The organism is Streptomyces sp. col6 (genome assembly GCF_008042035.1).
Lineage (GTDB): Bacteria > Actinomycetota > Actinomycetes > Streptomycetales > Streptomycetaceae > Streptomyces.
The window spans coordinates 1,484,807-1,503,522 of record NZ_RDBL01000006.1 but is presented as its reverse complement, the minus strand read 5'-3'; the positions used below and the strand labels follow the sequence as shown (position 1 = coordinate 1,503,522).

The following is an 18,716-nucleotide window of genomic DNA, read 5'->3' as shown; positions in this document are numbered from 1 at the left end:
CGCAACGCAGCGCCGAGTGGCGGCGGGAAGGGGAAGAGCGCCGGTCACTCACGACCACCATGGGGCGCGACAACGCCCCACCACGCCGACACCGTTTTCTCCGTTCACGACGGAGGAACGCCTGGTCCAGAGGTTGCGACGCTAGTGCAGGGACGTTTCAAGAGGGATGGCAGCGCTGCGGCGGAACAGGAGCCGCGCGGCGGGACCGACCGCGGTTCCTCGCCCCAGCACGCCCAGAACCCCGGGCCGGCCGCTGCCGGTGACCACGGCGACCGCGACCGGCGCCCCGGTGCCGCACCGGCCGGTGGCGATTCCGAGCAGGCCTCCGCGCCGAGGCCGCGCGGCCCCGTCAACACGGGCTCGCGCGTAGCGCTCCGCAACTGGCGCATCAGCACGCGACTGGTCTCCCTGCTCGCCCTCCCCGTGGTCGCCGCGACCACCCTGGGCGGTCTGCGCATCAACGACTCCATGAACGACATCCAACAGCTGGAGCACATGCAGCTGCTGACGGAGATGACGAAGCAGGCGACCTCGCTGGCGCAGGCGCTCCAGGAGGAGCGCGACCAGTCGGCCGGACCGCTCTCCAACGGCGTGCCCGCCAGCGACTTCAAGGTCACCACGCCTCGGGACAAGACCGACCGGGCCAAGAAGGCGTTCCTCACCGGCACGGCGGACATCGGCGACACCACCGGCGACGAGACGCTGGAGAGCATCCACGCCAGTGTCCAGCAGATCGCCACGCAGCTCGGCTCCATCCGTGACATCCGCAAGCAGGCGTACGTCAAGGGCAGCCCGAGTCTCCAGACGGTCGACGCCTACAGCCAGCTGATCACCTCGCTGCTGAGCCTTTCCCAGGACATGGCGCAGGCGACCAGCAGCCCCGAGATGATCAAGCGGACCCGTGCGCTCGCGGCGTTCTCCTCCGCCAAGGAGTACGCGTCGATCCAGCGCGCGATCATCGCCGCCGCGCTGCCCAACAGCGACGACGAGAAGCCCGACCTCAACCGTAACGACCAGCAGTTCGGTCTGGCCGCGCAGCGCAAGGAGGCCGCGGCCCGCAACTCGTTCGAGGCGATCTACACCACCACCGGCAAGAGCGCCGAGGAACTGACCTCGACGCTCGACGAGGGCCACCCGGACATCAAGTCCGCGGACACGTACGCCAGGAAGATGCTGGAGAACCCGCTCTCGATGAGCGGCTCCTCCTCCCGCCGGTCGTACATGAACTGGTACGACCAGGACACCATCAAGATCAACGCCATGAAGCGGGTCGAGGAGACCCTGCTCAGCGACATGGAGGGCAAGGCGCGCGAGCTGCGCGACGAGTCCCAGCGCGAGGCGATCATCTCCGGTGCGCTGATCCTGCTCGTGCTCGGCGTCTCGCTGGTCGGCGCGTTCGTCGTCGCCCGGTCCATGATCCGCTCGCTGCGCCGGCTCCAGGACACCGCGACGCGCGTCGCGCAGGACCGTCTGCCCGAGCTGGTCAAGCAGCTCTCCGAGTCGGACCCGCAGGACGTCGACACCTCGGTCGAGTCCGTCGGTGTGCACTCCCGCGACGAGATCGGCAAGGTGGCCGCGGCCTTCGACGACGTGCACCGCGAGGCGGTCCGTCTCGCCGCCGAGCAGGCCCTTCTGCGGGGCAACGTCAACGCGATGTTCACCAACCTCTCGCGCCGTTCGCAGGGCCTCATCCAGCGTCAGCTCTCGCTCATCTCCGAACTGGAGTCGCGCGAGGCCGACCCGGACCAGCTCTCCTCGCTCTTCAAGCTCGACCACCTCGCGACCCGAATGCGCCGGAACGGCGAGAACCTCCTCGTCCTCGCGGGCGAGGAGCCGGGCCGCCGGTGGACCCGCCCCGTGCCGCTCGTCGACGTGCTCCGCGCCGCCGCGTCCGAGGTGGAGCAGTACGAGCGCATCGAACTGGCCGCCGTGCCCGCCACCGAGGTCGCCGGCCGGGTCGTCAACGACCTCGTGCACCTGCTCGCCGAGCTGCTGGAGAACGCCACGTCGTTCTCCTCGCCGCAGACGAAGGTCCGGGTCACCGGTCACGCGCTGCCCGACGGCCGGGTGCTCGTCGAGATCCACGACACCGGCATCGGGCTCTCCCCCGAGGACCTGGCGGCGATCAACGAGCGGCTGGCCTCGCCGCCCACCGTGGACGTCTCGGTCTCCCGCCGCATGGGCCTGTTCGTGGTCGGCCGGCTGTCCCTGCGTCACGGCATCCGCATCCAGCTGCGCCCCTCCGACTCGGGCGGCACGACCGCGCTGGTCATGCTCCCGGTCGACGTCGCCCACGGCGGCAAGCAGCCGGCCCCCAAGCAGGCGCCCGGTCAGCAGTCCCCCGGCGGTCTGCTCGCCGGCAACAGCGGCGCTCAGGGCCAGCCCGGACGGCTTCCGGGCGGACCCGGTGCCCAGCGCGGCCAGGTCGGTGCCGGCTCCACTCCCCGGGCCGCGCTGCCCGCCCGCGACGGCAACCGGGCGCAGAACCCGCAGGGCGGACCCGGCGCGCAGGACTCGGCGTTCCAGAACCCGCAGGGCCGCCCGCAGGACGGTGCCCGGCAGGAGCCCCCGCGTCAGGGCGGCGGCGGCCTGGCCGGTGCGTTCGGCGGTGCCCGGCTCGGCGCCCGCGGTGACCAGGACGGCGGCGCGGACGCGAACCGGCCCAGCCTGTTCGACCAGCGGCGCCCCGAGCAGAACGGCCCCGCCCGGCAGGTCCCGCAGCCCCAGCAGGCCCGGTTCGACCAGGGCCAGGGTCAGGGCCAGGGCGGTCAGGACGGCCGCAGCGCCTTCGAGCCGCCGCGCGGTCCCGCCCGCAACGAGCGTCAGCTGCCGCCCGTCGGCGGTCCGCGTGCCGAGCTGCCCGGCGCCTCGCCGGCGCCGAACGGCGGCTTCCCCGCCCCGCAGCGTCCGCAGACGACGAGCTGGGGCACCGACGAGCCGTCCGCGCCCCGGCGCTCGCCGCTCGACGCGCCGCGCGGTCACGAGGAGTCCGAGACCACGGGCCGCTTCCAGCAGCCGCCGGTCCCGCGGCTTCCGGCGGACGACCGTCAGGGGCCGGGCTCCACGGCGGAGTTCGCCCGCCCGGACTTCTCGGCGCCCGCGCCCGGCGCGCAGAACGGACCGCGTCACACCGGCCCGTACGGCAACGGCCCCCAGCAGAACGGGCCGCAGCACAACGGGCCCCAGCAGAACGGCCCGTACGGCAACGGCCCGCAGAACCCGGACGTGACGAGCACCTCGCAGTTCGCCCGGCCGGACTTCGGTGCCCCGCAGCAGCCGGCGCCGCGGCGCGACAACCAGGACTTCGGCGCGCCGCGTCCGCCCATGGCGGCCCCGGCCCCCGAGGCCCCGTACCGTCCGCAGCAGCCCGAGGCGCTGCCGCCGGCCTCCGGGCCCGGCGACGGCCGTACCCCGCTGTACGACACGCTGGAGACCAACTGGTTCCACGGTCCGCAGCAGGGCGGCCCGCAGCAGCCTCCCGCCGCGCCGGCGCAGCCGCAGGGCTTCCCGCAGCAGCAGCCCGCGCAGGAGCCCGTGGCTCCCGCGCCGCAGCGGAGCCTCGGCGACACCGGTGCGTCGAGCGCCTGGCGCGCCTCGCCGAACGACGAGATCGTCCGGCAGGCGGAGCGGGTGAAGAAGCCCGCAGCGGGCGGAATCACCACGTCCGGTCTGCCTCGCCGGGTCCCGCGCGCCAACCTGGTGCCGGGTACCGCCCAGCAGCAGAACAACCAGTCCGGTCCGCAGGTCTCCCGAGCGCCCGATGATGTCCGCGGGCGTCTGACCAACCTCCGCCGCGGCATCCAGCAGGGACGCCAGGCGGGCAACGGTCAGACCGGCAGTTTCCCCCTCGGCCCCACTCACCAGCAGGAGCGTTAGTTGAGCCCGATGAGTCAGGCCGCACAGAATCTGAACTGGCTGATCACCAACTTCGTGGACAACACCCCAGGGGTGTCGCACACGGTGGTGGTCTCGGCGGACGGCCTGCTGCTGGCGATGTCCGAAGGTTTCCCCCGCGACCGCGCCGACCAGCTGGCGGCCGTCGCGTCCGGACTGACCTCGCTGACGGCAGGTGCCTCCCGGATCTTCGAGGGCGGCGCCGTCAGCCAGACCGTGGTGGAGATGGAACGGGGTTTCCTGTTCCTCATGTCCATCTCCGACGGCTCCTCGCTGGCCGTACTGGCCCACCCGGACGCCGACATCGGTCTGGTCGGCTACGAGATGGCCCTGCTGGTGGACCGGGCGGGCACCGTCCTGACCCCGGACCTCCGTGCGGAGCTCCAGGGCAGCCTGCTCCACTAGGCGGCCGTGAACCAGTGACACAGACGATCAACCCAGGAACCGCACCCAACCCTCGCCCGTCCGGCCGCTTACAGCCCCCCACCGGCCCCTTCAGACGGCAAGCCGACACCCTGCTGTCACGCCCGGAGGACTCATGACCCCGCCACCCGCCTCACCCGATCCGTACGGCGCGTCCAGTCACGCGTCGTACGAAGGTGAGGGCGACCAGCCGCTGGTCCGTCCGTACGCCATGACAGGCGGACGCACCCGGCCGCGCTACCAACTCGCCATTGAGGCGTTGGTCAGTACCACGGCCGATCCCGCGCATCTGGGGACCCTGCTCCCCGAGCATCAGCGGATCTGCCATCTGTGCCGCGAGGTCAAGTCCGTGGCCGAGGTCTCGGCCCTGCTGTCGATGCCCCTCGGTGTGGCACGGATTCTCGTCGCGGACCTGGCGGAAGCCGGCATGGTGGCCATCCACCAGCCGGGCAATGGAGAGGCCGGCGGCGCGCCGGATGTGACACTGCTCGAAAGGGTGCTCAGTGGACTTCGCAAGCTCTAACGGCGGTGCGGCGACCCGGGCCACCACCTCGGCGAAGATCGTCGTGGCCGGTGGGTTCGGCGTGGGCAAGACCACGTTCGTCGGTGCCGTCTCGGAGATCAATCCGCTGCGCACCGAAGCCGTGATGACCTCCGCATCGGCGGGCATCGACGACCTGACCCACACTGGTGGCAAGACCACCACCACGGTGGCGATGGACTTCGGCCGCATCACGCTCGACCAGGACCTGATCCTGTACCTCTTCGGTACGCCGGGCCAGGACCGCTTCTGGTTCATGTGGGACGACCTGGTGCGCGGCGCGATCGGCGCCGTCGTACTGGTCGACACCCGCCGTCTCGCGGACTGCTTCCCGGCGGTCGACTACTTCGAGAACAGCGGGCTCCCCTTCGTCATCGCCCTCAACGGCTTCGACGGGCACCAGCCGTACACGCCGGACGAGGTGCGCGAGGCGCTGCAGATCGGCCCCGACACGCCGATCATCACCACGGACGCGCGGCACCGCGCGGACGCGAAGAGCGGTCTGATCACGCTCGTGGAGCACGCTTTGATGGCCCGGCTCAAGTAGCCGCAAGTCGGAAGTGGCGTACGGCAGTTACAGTAGTCACACGGGGGCGGGCTGTGTCCTTTGACACGATCCGCCCCCGCATTCATAACGTTTCGACAGAGAATTACCCCGCCATCGACACCGGATGCGCACGCGCGGTGTCGCTGCGCTCACATGAGCCTCGCCTTTTGGCGGGGCTCGCTCTTTATGCCCGATTTATCTGAGGCGTGAGCCACTCGGAATCGCTCATTCCGACTGTTTGGAACGCGACCGCTAGCCGTGCTGCAATTCGACCAACTCCCGAGTAGTACGGCCCTGAACAAACACGGCACAGCGTAGGTGCCGACGCCGAGAGGTTGTTGGTCGAGTGAGGCGTAACAACGAGGGCTCCACGGCGCAGGCGGAGCGGGGCAACTTCACCCCGCCGTCGCGTGCCGCGGCGCCGTCCGCCGACGTGTCCGAAGGGACACAGGCCGGTGGCAGCACCAGCCGGCTGGCCCCGCGCAACTGGCGGGTGCCCACCCGGCTGAACGCGATCCTCCTGATCCCGGTGCTGGTCGGCCTGGTCATGGGCGGCTTCCAGGTGAAGGGCTCGATCGACACCTGGCAGGAAGCCCAGGACGCGGAGAAGACCGCGCTGATCGTGCGCGCGGCCGCGGAGTACGGGCAGGCGCTGCTCAACGAGCGCGACCTCACCGCGCAGCCGCTGCTGTCGAACAAGCGGGACGACGAGGTCGTCACGCAGACCCGGGCCACCACCGACGCGGCCGCGGAGAAGTTTGACCAGGCCGTCAAGGACATGCCGGCCAAGCAGGGCCTCCAGCGCCGCCTCAAGCTGTTCAAGCTGGAGGAGCCCAAGCTCCCGCAGCTGCGCAAGGCGGCCTACACCGCGGCCATGGACCCGGTGAAGACCGAGGAGGGCTACGTCCAGGTCCAGCACTCCCTGATGGAGTTCTGCAACGAACTGGGCCTCGGCACCGGCAACATCACCAGCTACGGCCGTACCGTCTACGCGATCGAGCTGGCCAAGGCTGCAGAATCGCTTCAGCGCTCGATCGGCATGCACCTCCTGGTCCGTCCCAGCAAGGAGGACGGCAAGTTCAACGACCAGGTCAAGGCCTTCGGCTCGTACAACTACCTGGAGCAGATCGCCCTCGGTGAGTTCACCTCCGGCGGTACGGAGGCCGACGCGGCCCGGCTGCGGAAGGTGATGACCGCCAAGGCCACCGCCGGCGCCGCCGAGCTGAAGGCGGCCAAGGAGAAGGCCGACGCGGCCGGGGTGCCGTTCGTGGCGCCGCCCACCATCGACGGCTCGGTCTACGACGGCATGGCGCAGGAGATCGGCCTCGGCCGGAGCCCCGCCCAGCTGAAGGCGAAGGGGATCACCCCCGACACCTGGATGGCCGCCGCGACCGCCAAGTTCGACGGCTACACCACGGTCGAGGACGAGCTCGTCGACAAGGCCGTGACCGAGGCAGCGGAGATCTCGTCCGACGCCCGCACCGACGCCATCGTCAACGCCACGATCGTGATCGTCGCTCTGCTGGCCGCGTTCATCCTGGCCGGGCTCATGGCCCGCCAGATGAGCCGCTCGATGCGCCGGCTGCGCACCGCCGCCTTCTCCATCGCCGAGCAGCGGCTGCCCTCGCTGGTCGACCAGCTCTCGCGCACCGACCCCGGCCGCGTCGACACCCGCGTCCAGCCCATCCCGATCACCTCCCAGGACGAGATCGGCGAGGTCGCCCGCGCCTTCGACCAGGTCCACCAGGAGGCGGTGCGGCTCGCGGCCGAGCAGGCCATGCTCCGGGGCAACGTCAACGCGATCTTCACCAACCTCTCGCGCCGCAACCAGTCGCTCATCGAGGGCCAGCTGACCCTGATCACCGACCTGGAGAACAACGAGGCCGACCCGGACCAGCTGGAGAGCCTGTTCCGGCTGGACCACCTGGCGACCCGTATGCGGCGCAACGGCGAGAACCTCCTCGTCCTCGCCGGCGAGGAGCCCGGCCGCCGCTGGAACCAGCCGGTGCCGCTGGTGGACGTGTTGCGCGCCGCCTCCTCCGAGGTGGAGTCGTACGAGCGCATCGAGCTCTCCGGCGTCCCGGAGACCGAGATCCACGGCCAGTCCGTCACCGACCTCGTGCACCTGCTGGCCGAGCTGCTGGAGAACGCCACGACGTTCTCCTCGCCGCAGACCAAGGTGCGCGTCACCGCGACCCGGCTGCCCGACGGCCGCGTGATGATCGAGATCCACGACAAGGGCATCGGCCTCACCGCCGAGGACTTCGCCGACATCAACCACAAGCTGGCCAACCCGCCGACGGTGGACGCCGCGGTCTCGCAGCGCATGGGCCTGTTCGTGGTCGGCCGGCTCTCCGACCGGCACGGCATCCGGGTCCAGCTGCGCCCCTCGGGCGAGCAGGCCGGCACAACCTCGCTGGTCATGCTCCCGGACGCGATCACCCACGGTGGCGGCGGCGAGGCCCCGGAGCAGGACGACTTCACCGTCTCCTCGATCATCCCGCAGCAGCAGGCCTTCGCCGCCCAGCCGCACCAGCCGCAGCTGCGTACCGCGGCCGAACTCGGCTTCGACGACTCGCGCTACGAGGAGCCGTCCGCGGACTCCGCCCAGCTCGACCCGGTGGGCCGCTCGCTGATGCGCGAGGAGCGCCGCGCGGCGCTGGAGGCCCAGGCGGGCGGCGAGCGCCAGCAGTTCCCGCAGCAGGAGCAGCCGGAGCAGGGACAGCCTGAGCAGGCCTACGCCGAGGGCGCGTACGGGCAGGACGGGTACGCCGGGAACGGCCAGGGCGCCTATGCCGGAAGCGGCCAGGACGCGTTCGCCGGAAACGGTCAGGACGGCTACGCCGCGAACCGGTACGAGGGCGGCTACGACCCGTACGCCACCGGCGCCGGTTTCGACGGGCAGCCCGGCTACGACGGCGCCCAGGGCGGCTATCCGGAGGCTGCGTACGCGGCCCCCGAGGCGCCGCAGCAGGGCTACGACGCGCAGTACGGCGTCCCGCCCCAGCAGGGAGAGTGGGCAGATCAGAGCGCGTACCAGGGTGGCTTCGAGCCGGTCGCGCAGCCGGAACCGGAATCTGCCGTGAGCGCTCCCGCCGAGCCGCAGGAGCGCGTAGGCTTCGACCGTTCGGGCCCCGTCCCGAACGCCGGCCACGACCTGACCGAAGCCGGTCTCCCGCGCCGGGGCGGCCAGCAGCACTGGCAGCCCACGGGCCGCGGGAACAGCCGGCCCGACGCCGCGCAGGAGCGCCCGCAGCAGCACGAACTGCCGCAGCGGCCGACCCCGGCGCAGCAGGCCCCCGACGGGAACGCCAAAGACTCCGGAAACAACGGGGACGAAGGCACCGACGACTGGCGCTCGGCCAACGACGAGCGCTGGGAGCGGGCCGAGAAGCTCCGGGAGCCGAAGGCGGGCGGGATAACCCCCTCCGGTCTTCCCCGGCGCGTGCCCAAGGCCAACCTGGTCGAGGGCACCGCCGAACAGACCCAGCAGGGCGGCCCCCAGGTCTCCCGCGCCCCGGAGGACGTGCGTGGCAGGCTGAGCAACCTGCGGCGCGGTGTCCTCAGGGGACGCAACGCGGGTTCGGACACAAGTAATACCTACAACCAGGAGCGTTAGTGTGAGCCCGATGAGCCAGGCGGCGCAGAATCTGAACTGGTTGATCACCAACTTCGTGGACAACACCCCCGGGGTGTCGCACACGGTGGTGGTCTCCGCCGACGGACTCCTGCTGGCGATGTCCGAGGGATTTCCGCGTGACCGTGCCGACCAGCTGGCGGCGGTCGCCTCCGGGCTGACCTCGCTGACGGCCGGTGCCTCGCGGATCTTCGAGGGCGGCGCGGTGAATCAGACGGTTGTGGAGATGGAGCGTGGATTCCTCTTCATCATGTCCGTTTCCGATGGATCGTCCTTGGCCGTTCTCGCACACCCGGACGCCGACATCGGCCTGATCGGGTACGAAATGGCCCTTCTGGTCGACCGTGCGGGCAGCGTGCTGACGCCGGACCTCCGTGCCGAGCTCCAGGGAAGTCTTCTTAACTAGTCTTATCCAGTAACCAGACAGTGCGTTTCGCGTCACCGCGCCATAGGGTGCGGTGGCGCGGTCCCACTGGTATCGGGACCGGCAGGCGGAGGAGGAATCGTGGGTACACCCCCAGGCGGTCACCATTACGACGGTGACCGGCACGTATCGGGTGAGCACGGGGACGAACGTTTCAACTTCCCCTCCACACCCGGCAGACAGGGCGCTCAGCAGCCTCAGCAGCCCTATCAGCCGTACGGGCAGGGCCAGTACGGCCAGTCGGGGCCCGGCTGGCCGCAGCAGGAGCCCCAGCAGCCCGCTCAGCAGCCGCACCACCCCCGGCGTCCCCACCGCCTCGACGGGCCGCAACAGCCCCGCATCCAGCCGGTGCAGCCGCGGCGCGCTCCCGAGCCGGCGGCCCCTGCCGCGCACAATCCGCTGGTCCGTCCGTACGCCATGACAGGTGGCCGGACCCGACCGCGCTACCAACTCGCCATTGAGGCGTTGGTCAGTACCACGGCTGATCCGTCCCGGCTGCAAGGGCAGTTGCCCGAGCACCAGCGGATCTGCCGGCTGTGCTTCGAGATCAAGTCGGTGGCCGAGATCTCGGCCCTCCTCTCGATCCCCCTCGGCGTGGCCCGGATCCTCGTAGCCGACCTGGCCGAGGCGGGACTCGTCGCTATCCACCAGCCCGGCGGCGACGAGTCCGCCGGCGGCCAGCCAGATGTGACACTGCTCGAAAGGGTGCTCAGTGGACTTCGCAAGCTCTAGCGGCGGAGCGGCCCGCTCCACTACCTCGGCGAAGATCGTGGTGGCAGGGGGCTTCGGCGTGGGTAAGACCACGTTTGTCGGTGCCGTCTCGGAGATCAATCCGCTGCGCACCGAAGCCGTGATGACGTCCGCTTCGGCGGGCATCGACGACCTGACGCACACGGGGGACAAGACCACCACGACGGTGGCGATGGACTTCGGCCGCATCACGCTCGACCAGGACCTGATCCTGTACCTCTTCGGTACGCCGGGCCAGGACCGCTTCTGGTTCATGTGGGACGACCTGGTGCGCGGCGCGATCGGCGCTGTCGTACTGGTCGACACCCGCCGTCTCGCGGACTGCTTCCCGGCGGTCGACTACTTCGAGAACAGCGGGCTCCCCTTCGTCATCGCCCTCAACGGCTTCGACGGGCACCAGCCGTACACGCCGGACGAGGTGCGCGAGGCGCTGCAGATCGGCCCCGACACGCCGATTCTGACGACGGACGCGCGGCACCGCGCGGATGCGAAGAGTGCGCTCATCACGCTCGTGGAGCACGCGCTGATGGCCCGCCTGCGGTAGGAGCTTCCGGTACGCCGAGGGCCCCGCACTCCTGGGAGTGCGGGGCCCTCGGCGTTCTGCCGCTCGGCCTGGCGGCCTTGCTTGTCCTCAATCGCCGGACGGGCTTGATTCCGCCCGTGCTCAGCCCTGCCAGCTGTGCGGGGCGCGGAAGCCCGGGGTCCGCTCCAGGCGGCGCCAGGCGGCGGTGTCGCGGACCCGGGTGGGGGCGGTGGTCGGCTGGGCGGCGGCGCGGGCGAGGAGGACCGCGGTGATGGCGGCCAGCTCCTCGGGGTCGGCGAGGCCCTTCTCGACGCGCAGCACGGACTCGGCGGTGGCGGTGGTCATGAGTGTCTCCGTCTTCTACTGCGGGGGGTTGCCGTGCTTGCGGGCCGGCAGGTCGGCGTGCTTGGAGCGGAGCATGGCGAGCGAGGCGATCAGGACCTCGCGGGTCTCGGCCGGGTCGATGACGTCGTCGACCAGACCGCGCTCGGCGGCGTAGTAGGGGTGCATCAGCTCGGTCTTGTACTCCTTGACCATGCGGGTCCGCATGGCCTCGGGGTCCTCGGCCTCCGCGATCTGCCGGCGGAAGATGACGTTGGCGGCACCTTCCGCGCCCATGACCGCGATCTCGTTGGTGGGCCAGGCGTAGGTGAGGTCCGCACCGATGGACTGGCTGTCCATGACGATGTAGGCGCCGCCGTAGGCCTTGCGCAGGATCAGCGAGATCCTCGGCACCGTCGCGTTGCAGTACGCGTAGAGCAGCTTCGCGCCGTGCCGGATGATCCCACCGTGCTCCTGATCCACGCCGGGCAGGAAGCCGGGTACGTCCAGAAGAGTGATGATGGGAATGTTGAAGGCGTCACACATCTGGACGAATCGCGCGGCCTTCTCGGAGGCCTCGATGTCCAGCACCCCGGCCAGGGCCTGCGGCTGGTTGGCCACGATGCCGACGACCTGGCCGTCCATGCGGGCCAGCGCGCAGATGATGTTGCGGGCCCAGCGTTCGTGGACTTCCAGGTAGTCGCCGTCGTCGACGAGCTCCTCGATGACCTTGTGCATGTCGTATGGGCGGTTGCCGTCGGCGGGCACCAGGTCCAGCAGGGCCTCGCCGCGCCGGTCGGCCGGGTCGTCGCTCTCCGCGGTGGGCGGGTTCTCCCGGTTGTTGGAGGGCAGCATCCCGATGAGGTAGCGGACCTCGGCGATGCAGGTCTCCTCGTCGTCGTACGCGAAGTGCGCGACGCCCGAGGTCTCGGCGTGGACGTCCGCGCCGCCCAGGCCGTTCTGGGTGATCTCCTCGCCTGTGACCGCCTTCACGACGTCCGGACCGGTGATGAACATCTGGGAGGTCTCGCGGACCATGAACACGAAGTCGGTGAGGGCGGGGCTGTAGGCCGCGCCGCCCGCGCACGGGCCGAGCATCACGCTGATCTGCGGGATGACACCGGAGGCGCGGGTGTTGCGCTGGAAGATGCCGCCGTAACCCGCGAGCGCCGAGACACCCTCCTGGATACGGGCGCCCGCGCCGTCGTTTAGCGACACCAGCGGCGCACCGGCCGAGATGGCCATGTCCATGATCTTGTGGATCTTCGTCGCATGGGCCTCACCCAGCGCCCCGCCGAAGATCCGGAAGTCGTGCGCGTACACGAAGACCGTCCGGCCCTCGACCGTGCCCCAGCCGGTGATCACACCGTCCGTGTACGGCTTCTTCGCCTCCAGACCGAAACCCGTCGCCCGGTGCCGGCGCAGCTGTTCGACCTCGTGGAACGAATCCGGGTCCAGGAGCAGCTCGATGCGCTCGCGGGCGGTCAGCTTGCCCTTGGCGTGCTGCGCCTCGGTCGCCCGGTCACTGGGTCCGCGCCGGGCCTGCTCGCGCAGCGCCAGCAGTTCGGCCACACGGCCGCGGGTGTCGCTCGGCTCGCCCTGGGTTTCGTCCACAACGGTCATGTATCGACCCTACGAACCCCGCCAAGAAAACCCTGCCGTCGACTCCGTACAGTCTCCTGCCCGGATTACTGGTGGAGCCTGACAGAAACCCCGCTCCATGCAGGCGAAGTACCAGCCGGTACCGGCCTTCCTTTGTGAGGACTCCACAAAGGCTCACTGTGGCCTCCCGCACACGCCGTTGAGCCGGCGGACGGTGTCGGGCTGGGCGTCCTGCACCTTCTGGATGTCCTCCAGGCGCGGGAGCACCGGCTCGTCCGGGTGCGCCACGGTCAGCAGCACCGCCTCGTAGAACGCGTCCCGCACCGCCGCCGGCATGACGTCCGACGCGTCCAGGCAGAGCGGCACCCGCTGGTCCGTGAGGCGGCCGCCGATGGCCCGGTCGGCCTCGCCCGTCCGGGCCGGGACCGCGGAGTCGGCCGAGAACACCCCGCCCGTGCGGCCCCACACCTCCTGGGCCTTCTCGGACGTGAGCCGCCGGATCAGCGTACGCGCCCGGTCGCCGTCCCCGAAGAGCGCGGCGAAGTCGGCCGAGACCTCGTGGGCCTTCACGGTGTACGGGCCCCCGGGCAGCAACGGCGCCGAGTCGGTGAGGGCGGCCCGGTCCCGGTGGTCCCCGTAGAAGGAGCGGGCGAAGGAGCCCTGGTGCTCCAGGGCGCAGCCGCCGCCGAAGAGCAGCCCGTGGCCGCCGGGCCGGCCCCGGTGGTCGCCCTCCAGGATCGTCTGGCGCCGGGTGCGCGAGCCCTGGGCGAGCAGGCCCGCCCAGGTGGTCCAGGCGGTGACGACGTGGCCGGCCGTCCAGTCCAGGTGGCCGGTCGCCCAGCGCGCGTACTGCACCGGGCCGGCCTGCTGGAGGATGAGGTCCTCGATCCAGTCGCTGCCGGGCCAGCCGGACGAGCCGTCGTCGCCCATGGCGGTGCACCAGGCGTCGAGCGGGGCCGGGCGGGGCCGCGGGGCCTCGCCCCGGCGGTACCAGACGATGGACTTGAGGTCGACCTTGAGCGGGACCCACAGGTCCTTCTTCATGCCCTCCGCCTCCGGCAGCCAGGGGGTGCCGTACTCGCCGGGATCGTAGAGACCGGTCAGCGACTTGAGCCGGCCCTCGGCGGCGTACTCGACGAGTTCGCCGACGCCGGGCAGGATCGCGATGTCCGGCGGGTTGCCGGCCTGGACCTCGGCGAGCAGTACCTCGCGGGTGGCCGCGGTGCCCTGGTAGGTGTACGGGATGCCGAAGCCGTCGAGGACGTCCTTGAACCGGCGTTCCTGCGTGTCGGTCCAGGGGCCGAGAATCGTCACCTTCGGTTCGGTGCCACTGCCTCCGGGCGCCGCGAGGCCGCAGCCCGACGCGGTCAGGAGCAGGACGAGGGCGAGCAGGAGCGCCCGGGGCGGCGGTCTCATCCGGCCTTCCCGTAGTAGTCGGCGTTGAGCCTGCGGCCGAGGCCGGCGACCGGCAGCAGGAGGACGAGCGTGCCGCCGCCGAGCGCGCCGTAGTAGGCCCAGCTCTGCCAGCGTTCGGCCTCCAGCCGGCCGTGCAGGGCGGTGGAGGTGCGGGTGACCTCCTGCTGGTCGTCGGCGAGGTGATGGTGCTCGCGGGCCGTCTGTTCGATCGTCCCCAGCCGCTCGCGTGCGGTGTCCAGCCGTTCCTGGGTGGCGGCGGTCGCCCAGAGCGGTACGACGGCCAGGGCGACGGCCACCACGAACGCCGCCAGCAGCCACGGGTCCAGGCTCCGGCCGCAGCGGCTGCGCAGCAGCCACAGCGCGCTGAGCGTGGTCACGGCGACGACGGCCAGGCCCAGTTCGGCGACGGCCCAGCCGGTGAGCTGGAGGGGGCCCAGGGTGCTGATCCGGCTCATCCTCTGCATCTGGTGGCCCTGGAGGACGTCCAGGCGCGGGACGACGCCGGTGCCCGGCCGGACGAGCTGGCGCCGGGCCTCGCTCAGCTTCTGACGCTGCATCAGCTCGTCGTCGACGTACTTGACGGTCCCGGGGGTGATGGAGCCGCTGTACGAGGTCAGCACGCCGGTGACGGTCTGCAGGACGCCCCGGCCTCGTTCGCCGTCGATCTGGACGTCGGAGAGCCGGGACAGGCCCTGGTTGGCGGCGGAGAGCTGGGCTTCGTACCGCGCCCCGGCCCCCACGACCTCGTCGATCCCGCTGTTCACCGACGCCTCGGCCTCCTTGTGGGCGCGCAGCAGGGCGAGTTGGGTGGCGGCGACGCCCTGGACGGCGGGGGCGGCGCGGGCGCGCATCTCGCCGGCCGCGTTCTGCACCTCGCGGTACGAGACGAGCAGCGCGGTCATCGAGACGAGCGCGGCCAGCACGATGACGGCCAGGTGCAGTTCGAGCAGCCGTCTGGTGCGCGAGCCGGCCGGCCGCCGCGCCCGCGGGACGCGCGGCCACCGGGTGGGCCGGGGCATCACAGGCTCCTCCCGCAGGCGATGCAGTACCGGGCGCCCTGCCCGGCGAGGTGGCGGCAGCCGGGGCACTTCACCGGCGGCCCCGCGGTGTGCGCGGGCAGGTCGAGCAGGTGGCCGGACGCGACGTGCAGCCGGCCCTCGCGCACGGTCCCCCGGTCGACGGTGGGGCCGACCCGGACCAGGCCCCTGGCCCCGTCGACGATGTCGGCCACCTTGCGCACGTCGTCCAGGACCCAGGCGGCGCCGATCTCGTGGGCGAGGCGGACCGCGACGCCGAACTGCCGCTCGGCCTCGTCGCGGCTCATCGGGTCCAGGGCGGCGTAGCCCCGGTCGAGGGCGGTCCGCATCCGGGTGGCGGCGTTCATCGCGTCGAGCGTGCCGCCCCCGCCGCCGGTGCCGCCCGCGCCGACGGCGACGCCGGGCGGCAGCCAGCGGACCACGAGCGGGGCGGTGGCGCCGCCGACGGACACCGTGGCGAGCTGGAGCAGGACCCCGAGCGGGTCGGTGCTCGCGTCGGCCCGCAGGCTGAGCAGGTAGTCGCGGGCGCCCGGCTCCCACTGGTGGGTGGCGAAGTCGTAGCGGTGCGGATGATCCGGGGCGGTCACCGGTACGAGGGAGTGCTGCCGGGGCAGGCTCTCGCCGAGCGCGACCCCGGTCACCGTGGGGCGGGCGGTGACGGTGACGGGCAGTTCGGGGCTGCGGACCCGGCGCAGCCGCCGCAGCACCCCGGTGACGGCCGGGGCGAACCGGTCGGGCGCGGTGCCGGCCGTGCCGTGCAGGCCCTCGGTGAGCGCGAGCAGCGGGGCCGGGTCCCAGTCCCGGCCGAGCGCCAGCACGTCCACGCCGAACGCCCCTTCGCAGGCGGCGATCGCGGCCGTCAGCGCCGTGTCCTCCCGGTCCGGTTCGCCGGCCGGGTCGTGGCCGCCGCCGTCGGTGACGAGGATCAGGTGGCGTACGGGCAGGGGGCGTCGGGCGAAGAGCGCGCGGGCGGCGACGAGCCAGGCCCCGTAGCCGGGGCGCGGCCGGTCGTCGGGGGTCGGCGCGACGCGGCCCGCGCTGAAGGCGGCGCGGCGCTTCTCGTCCGTACCGGCGAGCGCCCAGTCCCCGCGCAGCGGGTAGCACCGGGCGGGGCTCCCGTCGCCCGTGCCGTCCGTGCCGCCGAGGACGGCGAAGGACAGCCCGTCGGGCAGCGCGCGCAGGGTGGCGGCGAGCGCGGTGGCGGCGGCGCGGAGGTGTGCGGGGGCGACGTCCAGGGCGATGACGACGGCGAGTTCGTCGGCGGGACGCAGGTCGCGCGGCCCGGTGCCGGTGGCCCTGACCCGGACATGGGCGTCGATCCGGCTGTCGTGGTGCGGCTGCTGGTCGCGCCGGACGTCGACGGACACGGCGAAGGCGAGCCCGGTCGGCGGCGGGGCGGAAGCGGCCATGGGTCGGGTCTCCAGGGGTACGGCAGCGTGGCTGCGGACGACGCGGGACGAGCGGGGCCGGGTGGGCTGGGGACGGGTCAGAACCTCGTCTGCGGCCGTACCGCGTGGGACAGGTCGATGAGGTGTTCGTACTCCTCCGGGTGCCGGCGCTGCCGGGCCAGCCGGCGGTAGCACTGTTCCAGTTCCGCGCGCACCGCCCGTTCGCCCGGGACCGGCGGGGGCGGCAGGCCCATGCGCAGGCGGCCCCGGCGCGGTGGCGGGGCGCCCGCCCGTGCGCGTACGGCGTCGAGCTTCCACTCGTACAGCTCCGTCCGCAGCAGCCAGGCCGCCTCGTCGCCGGGGACGACCGGGCCCAGGGCGGTCAGGGCGGCGTCGATCTCCGCCTCGCCGGGGAGGGGGTGCTCCCCCGCCGCCAGCCGGGCCGCCCGGATGCGCAGGGCGGCGACGCGGGCGACGGTGTGGTCGCGGGACTCGTCGGGGACCAGGTCCAGGACCCCGGTCGCGGCGGCCCGGTCGCCGCGGGCGAGGGCGAGCCTGGCCAGGCCCAGGGCGGCGCCGACGTGCGAGGGGTTGCGGGCGTGCACCGCGCGGAAGAGTTCGTACGCGGAGGGACCGGCCACCGGCCGCCGGTGCGGGCCGAGTTGTTCCGCGCAGTACGCGAGCGCCAGCTTCGCCGCGTACTCGCCGGGCAGTGCCCGGTGCACGGCGGCGAAGTGGCCGTGGGCGGCCTCCAGCATCGCCACCCGCTCCTCCTCGCGCACATCCGCGGCGCGCAGCGCGACCAGGCCCCGGTGCCAGCTGAGCCGCCACTGCCGCACCGGTCCCGGACCGGGGATGGCGGCCGCCGCCTCGACCTGTTCCCGGGCCGCCGCCTGGGCCTCGTCGCCCTCCTGGCCGAGCAGCAGCCGGGCGTTGTGCAGGCAGATCTCGACCGACCGCTCCCCCTCGGCCGGCTGGGCGAGCGGCTGGCCGGGGTCGTAGCTGCTGACCCCGAAGCGGGCTGCCTGCGGGTCGCCCGGGTAGGGCCTGGGGACCGGCAGCCGGCGGGCGATCTCGGTGGGCGTCGGGGTGCCCGGGTCGAGGGCGGGCGCGGGCGGTGTCGCGCGGCGGCCGGGCAGCGGGCGGCCCAGCCAGTGGGCGTAGTCCGGCACCGAACCCAGGCGGGCGCCGAGCAGTTCGGTGGAGGGCGTGAAGGCGGCCGAGGGCTCGGGCTGGTCGCGCTTGCCGCGCAGGGCCCGGATCTCGCGCAGCACCCCGCGCAGCTGCCCGGCCATGTCCTCGGCGGTGCCGAACCGCTCTTCGGGGTCCTCGGCGGTGGCGCGTGCCACGACGAGCCGGAAGGAGCTGATGCCGAGGCCCGGGACGTCGTCGCCGACCGCCCAGCGGGCCAGTTCGCCGAGGGTGACGCCGACCGTGTGCACGTCGTGGGCGACGGTGAGGGGGCGGTCGCCGTCGGTCTCGGGGGCGGCGTAGTACGGGGTGATCACGGGCGGCGGGTCGGTGCTGCCGGCCTTGCGGACGCCGCCGAGGTCGATGACCTTGATGCCGTCGAGGTGGTGGATGACGTTGGACGGCTTCATGTCCCCGTACAGGAAGCCCATGCCGTGCAGATGGGCCAGGGCCTCCAGGATCTGGCAGCCGTAGGCGACGACGTGTTCGATGTCGAGGACGAAGGCGCCCCGCCGGACCGACTCGACGAGGGCGGACAGGGTCCGGTCGCCGACGTCCTCCATCACGATGTAGCCGCCGGAGACGGTGCCGTCGGCGTTGGTGGTGGAGACGAAGTCCCGGATCTGGACGATGCGTTCGTGCCGGATGGCGACCAGGCTGCGGCGTTCCTCACCGGCCTGGGCGGCGCCGCGTTCGGCGTAGCGGTTGAGGAGGCCCTTGACCGCGACGAAGTCCTCCAGATGGGTGTCCTCGGCCAGGTAGACCCAGCCCTGGCCGCCGTGGGCGATGGGGCCGCGGATGCGGTACTGGTCCTGGAGCGGCGGCCCGTCCTTGGTCAGCTCGGGGCGGTAGGAGTAGGGCGCCCCGCACACCGGGCAGTACCCCTCGTCGGGGGGCGGGGCGGCGGTGTGGGGCGGGACGAACGCGGTGCGGCACGCCTTGGCGGAGCAGGTCATCACGATGCGCACGGGCTGCTCGGCGGCGGCCAGCCGTTCGGCGGGGGTGCCCGGGTCGAGCAGCGG

The 18,716-nt window shown here is 72.3% G+C and carries 14 protein-coding genes; 8 read left to right on the top strand and 6 right to left on the bottom strand.

Annotated elements, in window-relative coordinates; translation table 11 throughout:
- Positions 1-144: 144 nt before the first annotated feature.
- From EAO73_RS10705 to EAO73_RS10670, 8 genes are all read left to right on the top strand, one after another.
- Positions 145-3,876, top strand: a complete 3,732-nt coding sequence (locus tag EAO73_RS10705) for a nitrate- and nitrite sensing domain-containing protein (protein ID WP_147971143.1) — start codon at positions 145-147, stop codon at positions 3,874-3,876.
- A 9-nt stretch (positions 3,877-3,885) separates the two neighbouring features.
- A complete protein-coding gene (locus EAO73_RS10700; RefSeq protein WP_006127850.1) occupies positions 3,886-4,299 on the top strand; it encodes a roadblock/LC7 domain-containing protein in 414 nt (137 codons plus the stop codon).
- A gap of 133 nt (positions 4,300-4,432) precedes the next feature.
- Positions 4,433-4,840 (top strand): DUF742 domain-containing protein, encoded by a 408-nt coding sequence (locus tag EAO73_RS10695; protein ID WP_018521347.1) that lies wholly within the window; start codon positions 4,433-4,435, stop codon positions 4,838-4,840.
- Positions 4,821-5,405, top strand: a complete 585-nt coding sequence (locus EAO73_RS10690; protein WP_028444348.1) for a GTP-binding protein — start codon at positions 4,821-4,823, stop codon at positions 5,403-5,405. Before EAO73_RS10695 ends, EAO73_RS10690 begins: the two co-directional genes overlap by 20 nt.
- Before the next feature lie 346 nt (positions 5,406-5,751).
- Positions 5,752-9,024 (top strand): nitrate- and nitrite sensing domain-containing protein, encoded by a 3,273-nt coding sequence (locus EAO73_RS10685; protein WP_147971142.1) that lies wholly within the window; start codon positions 5,752-5,754, stop codon positions 9,022-9,024.
- Positions 9,025-9,034: 10 nt separating this feature from the next.
- A complete protein-coding gene (locus EAO73_RS10680; RefSeq protein ID WP_018102439.1) occupies positions 9,035-9,448 on the top strand; it encodes a roadblock/LC7 domain-containing protein in 414 nt (137 codons plus the stop codon).
- A 99-nt stretch (positions 9,449-9,547) separates the two neighbouring features.
- Entirely contained in the window at positions 9,548-10,198 is a 651-nt protein-coding gene (locus tag EAO73_RS10675) for a DUF742 domain-containing protein (RefSeq protein ID WP_147971141.1), read from the top strand.
- Positions 10,179-10,760, top strand: coding sequence for a GTP-binding protein (locus EAO73_RS10670; RefSeq protein WP_014048542.1), 582 nt, complete (start codon positions 10,179-10,181; stop codon positions 10,758-10,760). The genes EAO73_RS10675 and EAO73_RS10670 overlap by 20 nt, the downstream gene beginning before the upstream one ends.
- 120 nt (positions 10,761-10,880) lie before the next feature.
- On the opposite strand, the gene EAO73_RS10665 is transcribed toward EAO73_RS10670, so the two are convergent.
- The 6 genes from EAO73_RS10665 to EAO73_RS10640 form a co-directional block, all read right to left on the bottom strand.
- Entirely contained in the window at positions 10,881-11,084 is a 204-nt protein-coding gene (locus EAO73_RS10665; protein ID WP_147971140.1) for an acyl-CoA carboxylase subunit epsilon, read from the bottom strand.
- A 15-nt stretch (positions 11,085-11,099) separates the two neighbouring features.
- Complete coding sequence (locus tag EAO73_RS10660) at positions 11,100-12,683, bottom strand: acyl-CoA carboxylase subunit beta (protein WP_147971139.1); 1,584 nt, start codon at positions 12,681-12,683, stop codon at positions 11,100-11,102.
- Between the two features lie 153 nt (positions 12,684-12,836).
- Positions 12,837-14,078 carry a carbohydrate ABC transporter substrate-binding protein gene (locus EAO73_RS10655; RefSeq protein ID WP_147971138.1) on the bottom strand — a complete coding sequence of 414 codons (1,242 nt, stop codon included), beginning with the start codon at positions 14,076-14,078 and terminating at the stop codon, positions 12,837-12,839.
- A complete protein-coding gene (locus EAO73_RS10650; protein WP_224756229.1) occupies positions 14,075-15,097 on the bottom strand; it encodes a hypothetical protein in 1,023 nt (340 codons plus the stop codon). The genes EAO73_RS10655 and EAO73_RS10650 overlap by 4 nt, the downstream gene beginning before the upstream one ends.
- Positions 15,097-16,524 carry a hypothetical protein gene (locus EAO73_RS10645; protein ID WP_147971136.1) on the bottom strand — a complete coding sequence of 476 codons (1,428 nt, stop codon included), beginning with the start codon at positions 16,522-16,524 and terminating at the stop codon, positions 15,097-15,099. The genes EAO73_RS10650 and EAO73_RS10645 overlap by 1 nt, the downstream gene beginning before the upstream one ends.
- 77 nt (positions 16,525-16,601) lie before the next feature.
- The coding region (locus EAO73_RS10640; RefSeq protein WP_224756228.1) for a serine/threonine protein kinase at positions 16,602-18,716 on the bottom strand (2,115 nt) is incomplete at its 5' end.

What these genes read in the sequence shown, in the direction of transcription:
- EAO73_RS10700 (WP_006127850.1), top strand. Translation starts at nt 3,886, where the DNA reads ATGAGTCAGGCCGCACAGAATCTGAACTGGCTGATCACCAACTTCGTG.
- EAO73_RS10695 (WP_018521347.1), top strand. Translation starts at nt 4,433, where the DNA reads ATGACCCCGCCACCCGCCTCACCCGATCCGTACGGCGCGTCCAGTCAC.
- EAO73_RS10680 (WP_018102439.1), top strand. Translation starts at nt 9,035, where the DNA reads ATGAGCCAGGCGGCGCAGAATCTGAACTGGTTGATCACCAACTTCGTG.
- EAO73_RS10665 (WP_147971140.1), bottom strand. Translation starts at nt 11,084, where the DNA reads ATGACCACCGCCACCGCCGAGTCCGTGCTGCGCGTCGAGAAGGGCCTC.
- EAO73_RS10660 (WP_147971139.1), bottom strand. Translation starts at nt 12,683, where the DNA reads ATGACCGTTGTGGACGAAACCCAGGGCGAGCCGAGCGACACCCGCGGC.
- EAO73_RS10655 (WP_147971138.1), bottom strand. Translation starts at nt 14,078, where the DNA reads ATGAGACCGCCGCCCCGGGCGCTCCTGCTCGCCCTCGTCCTGCTCCTG.
- EAO73_RS10650 (WP_224756229.1), bottom strand. Translation starts at nt 15,097, where the DNA reads ATGCCCCGGCCCACCCGGTGGCCGCGCGTCCCGCGGGCGCGGCGGCCG.
- EAO73_RS10645 (WP_147971136.1), bottom strand. Translation starts at nt 16,524, where the DNA reads ATGGCCGCTTCCGCCCCGCCGCCGACCGGGCTCGCCTTCGCCGTGTCC.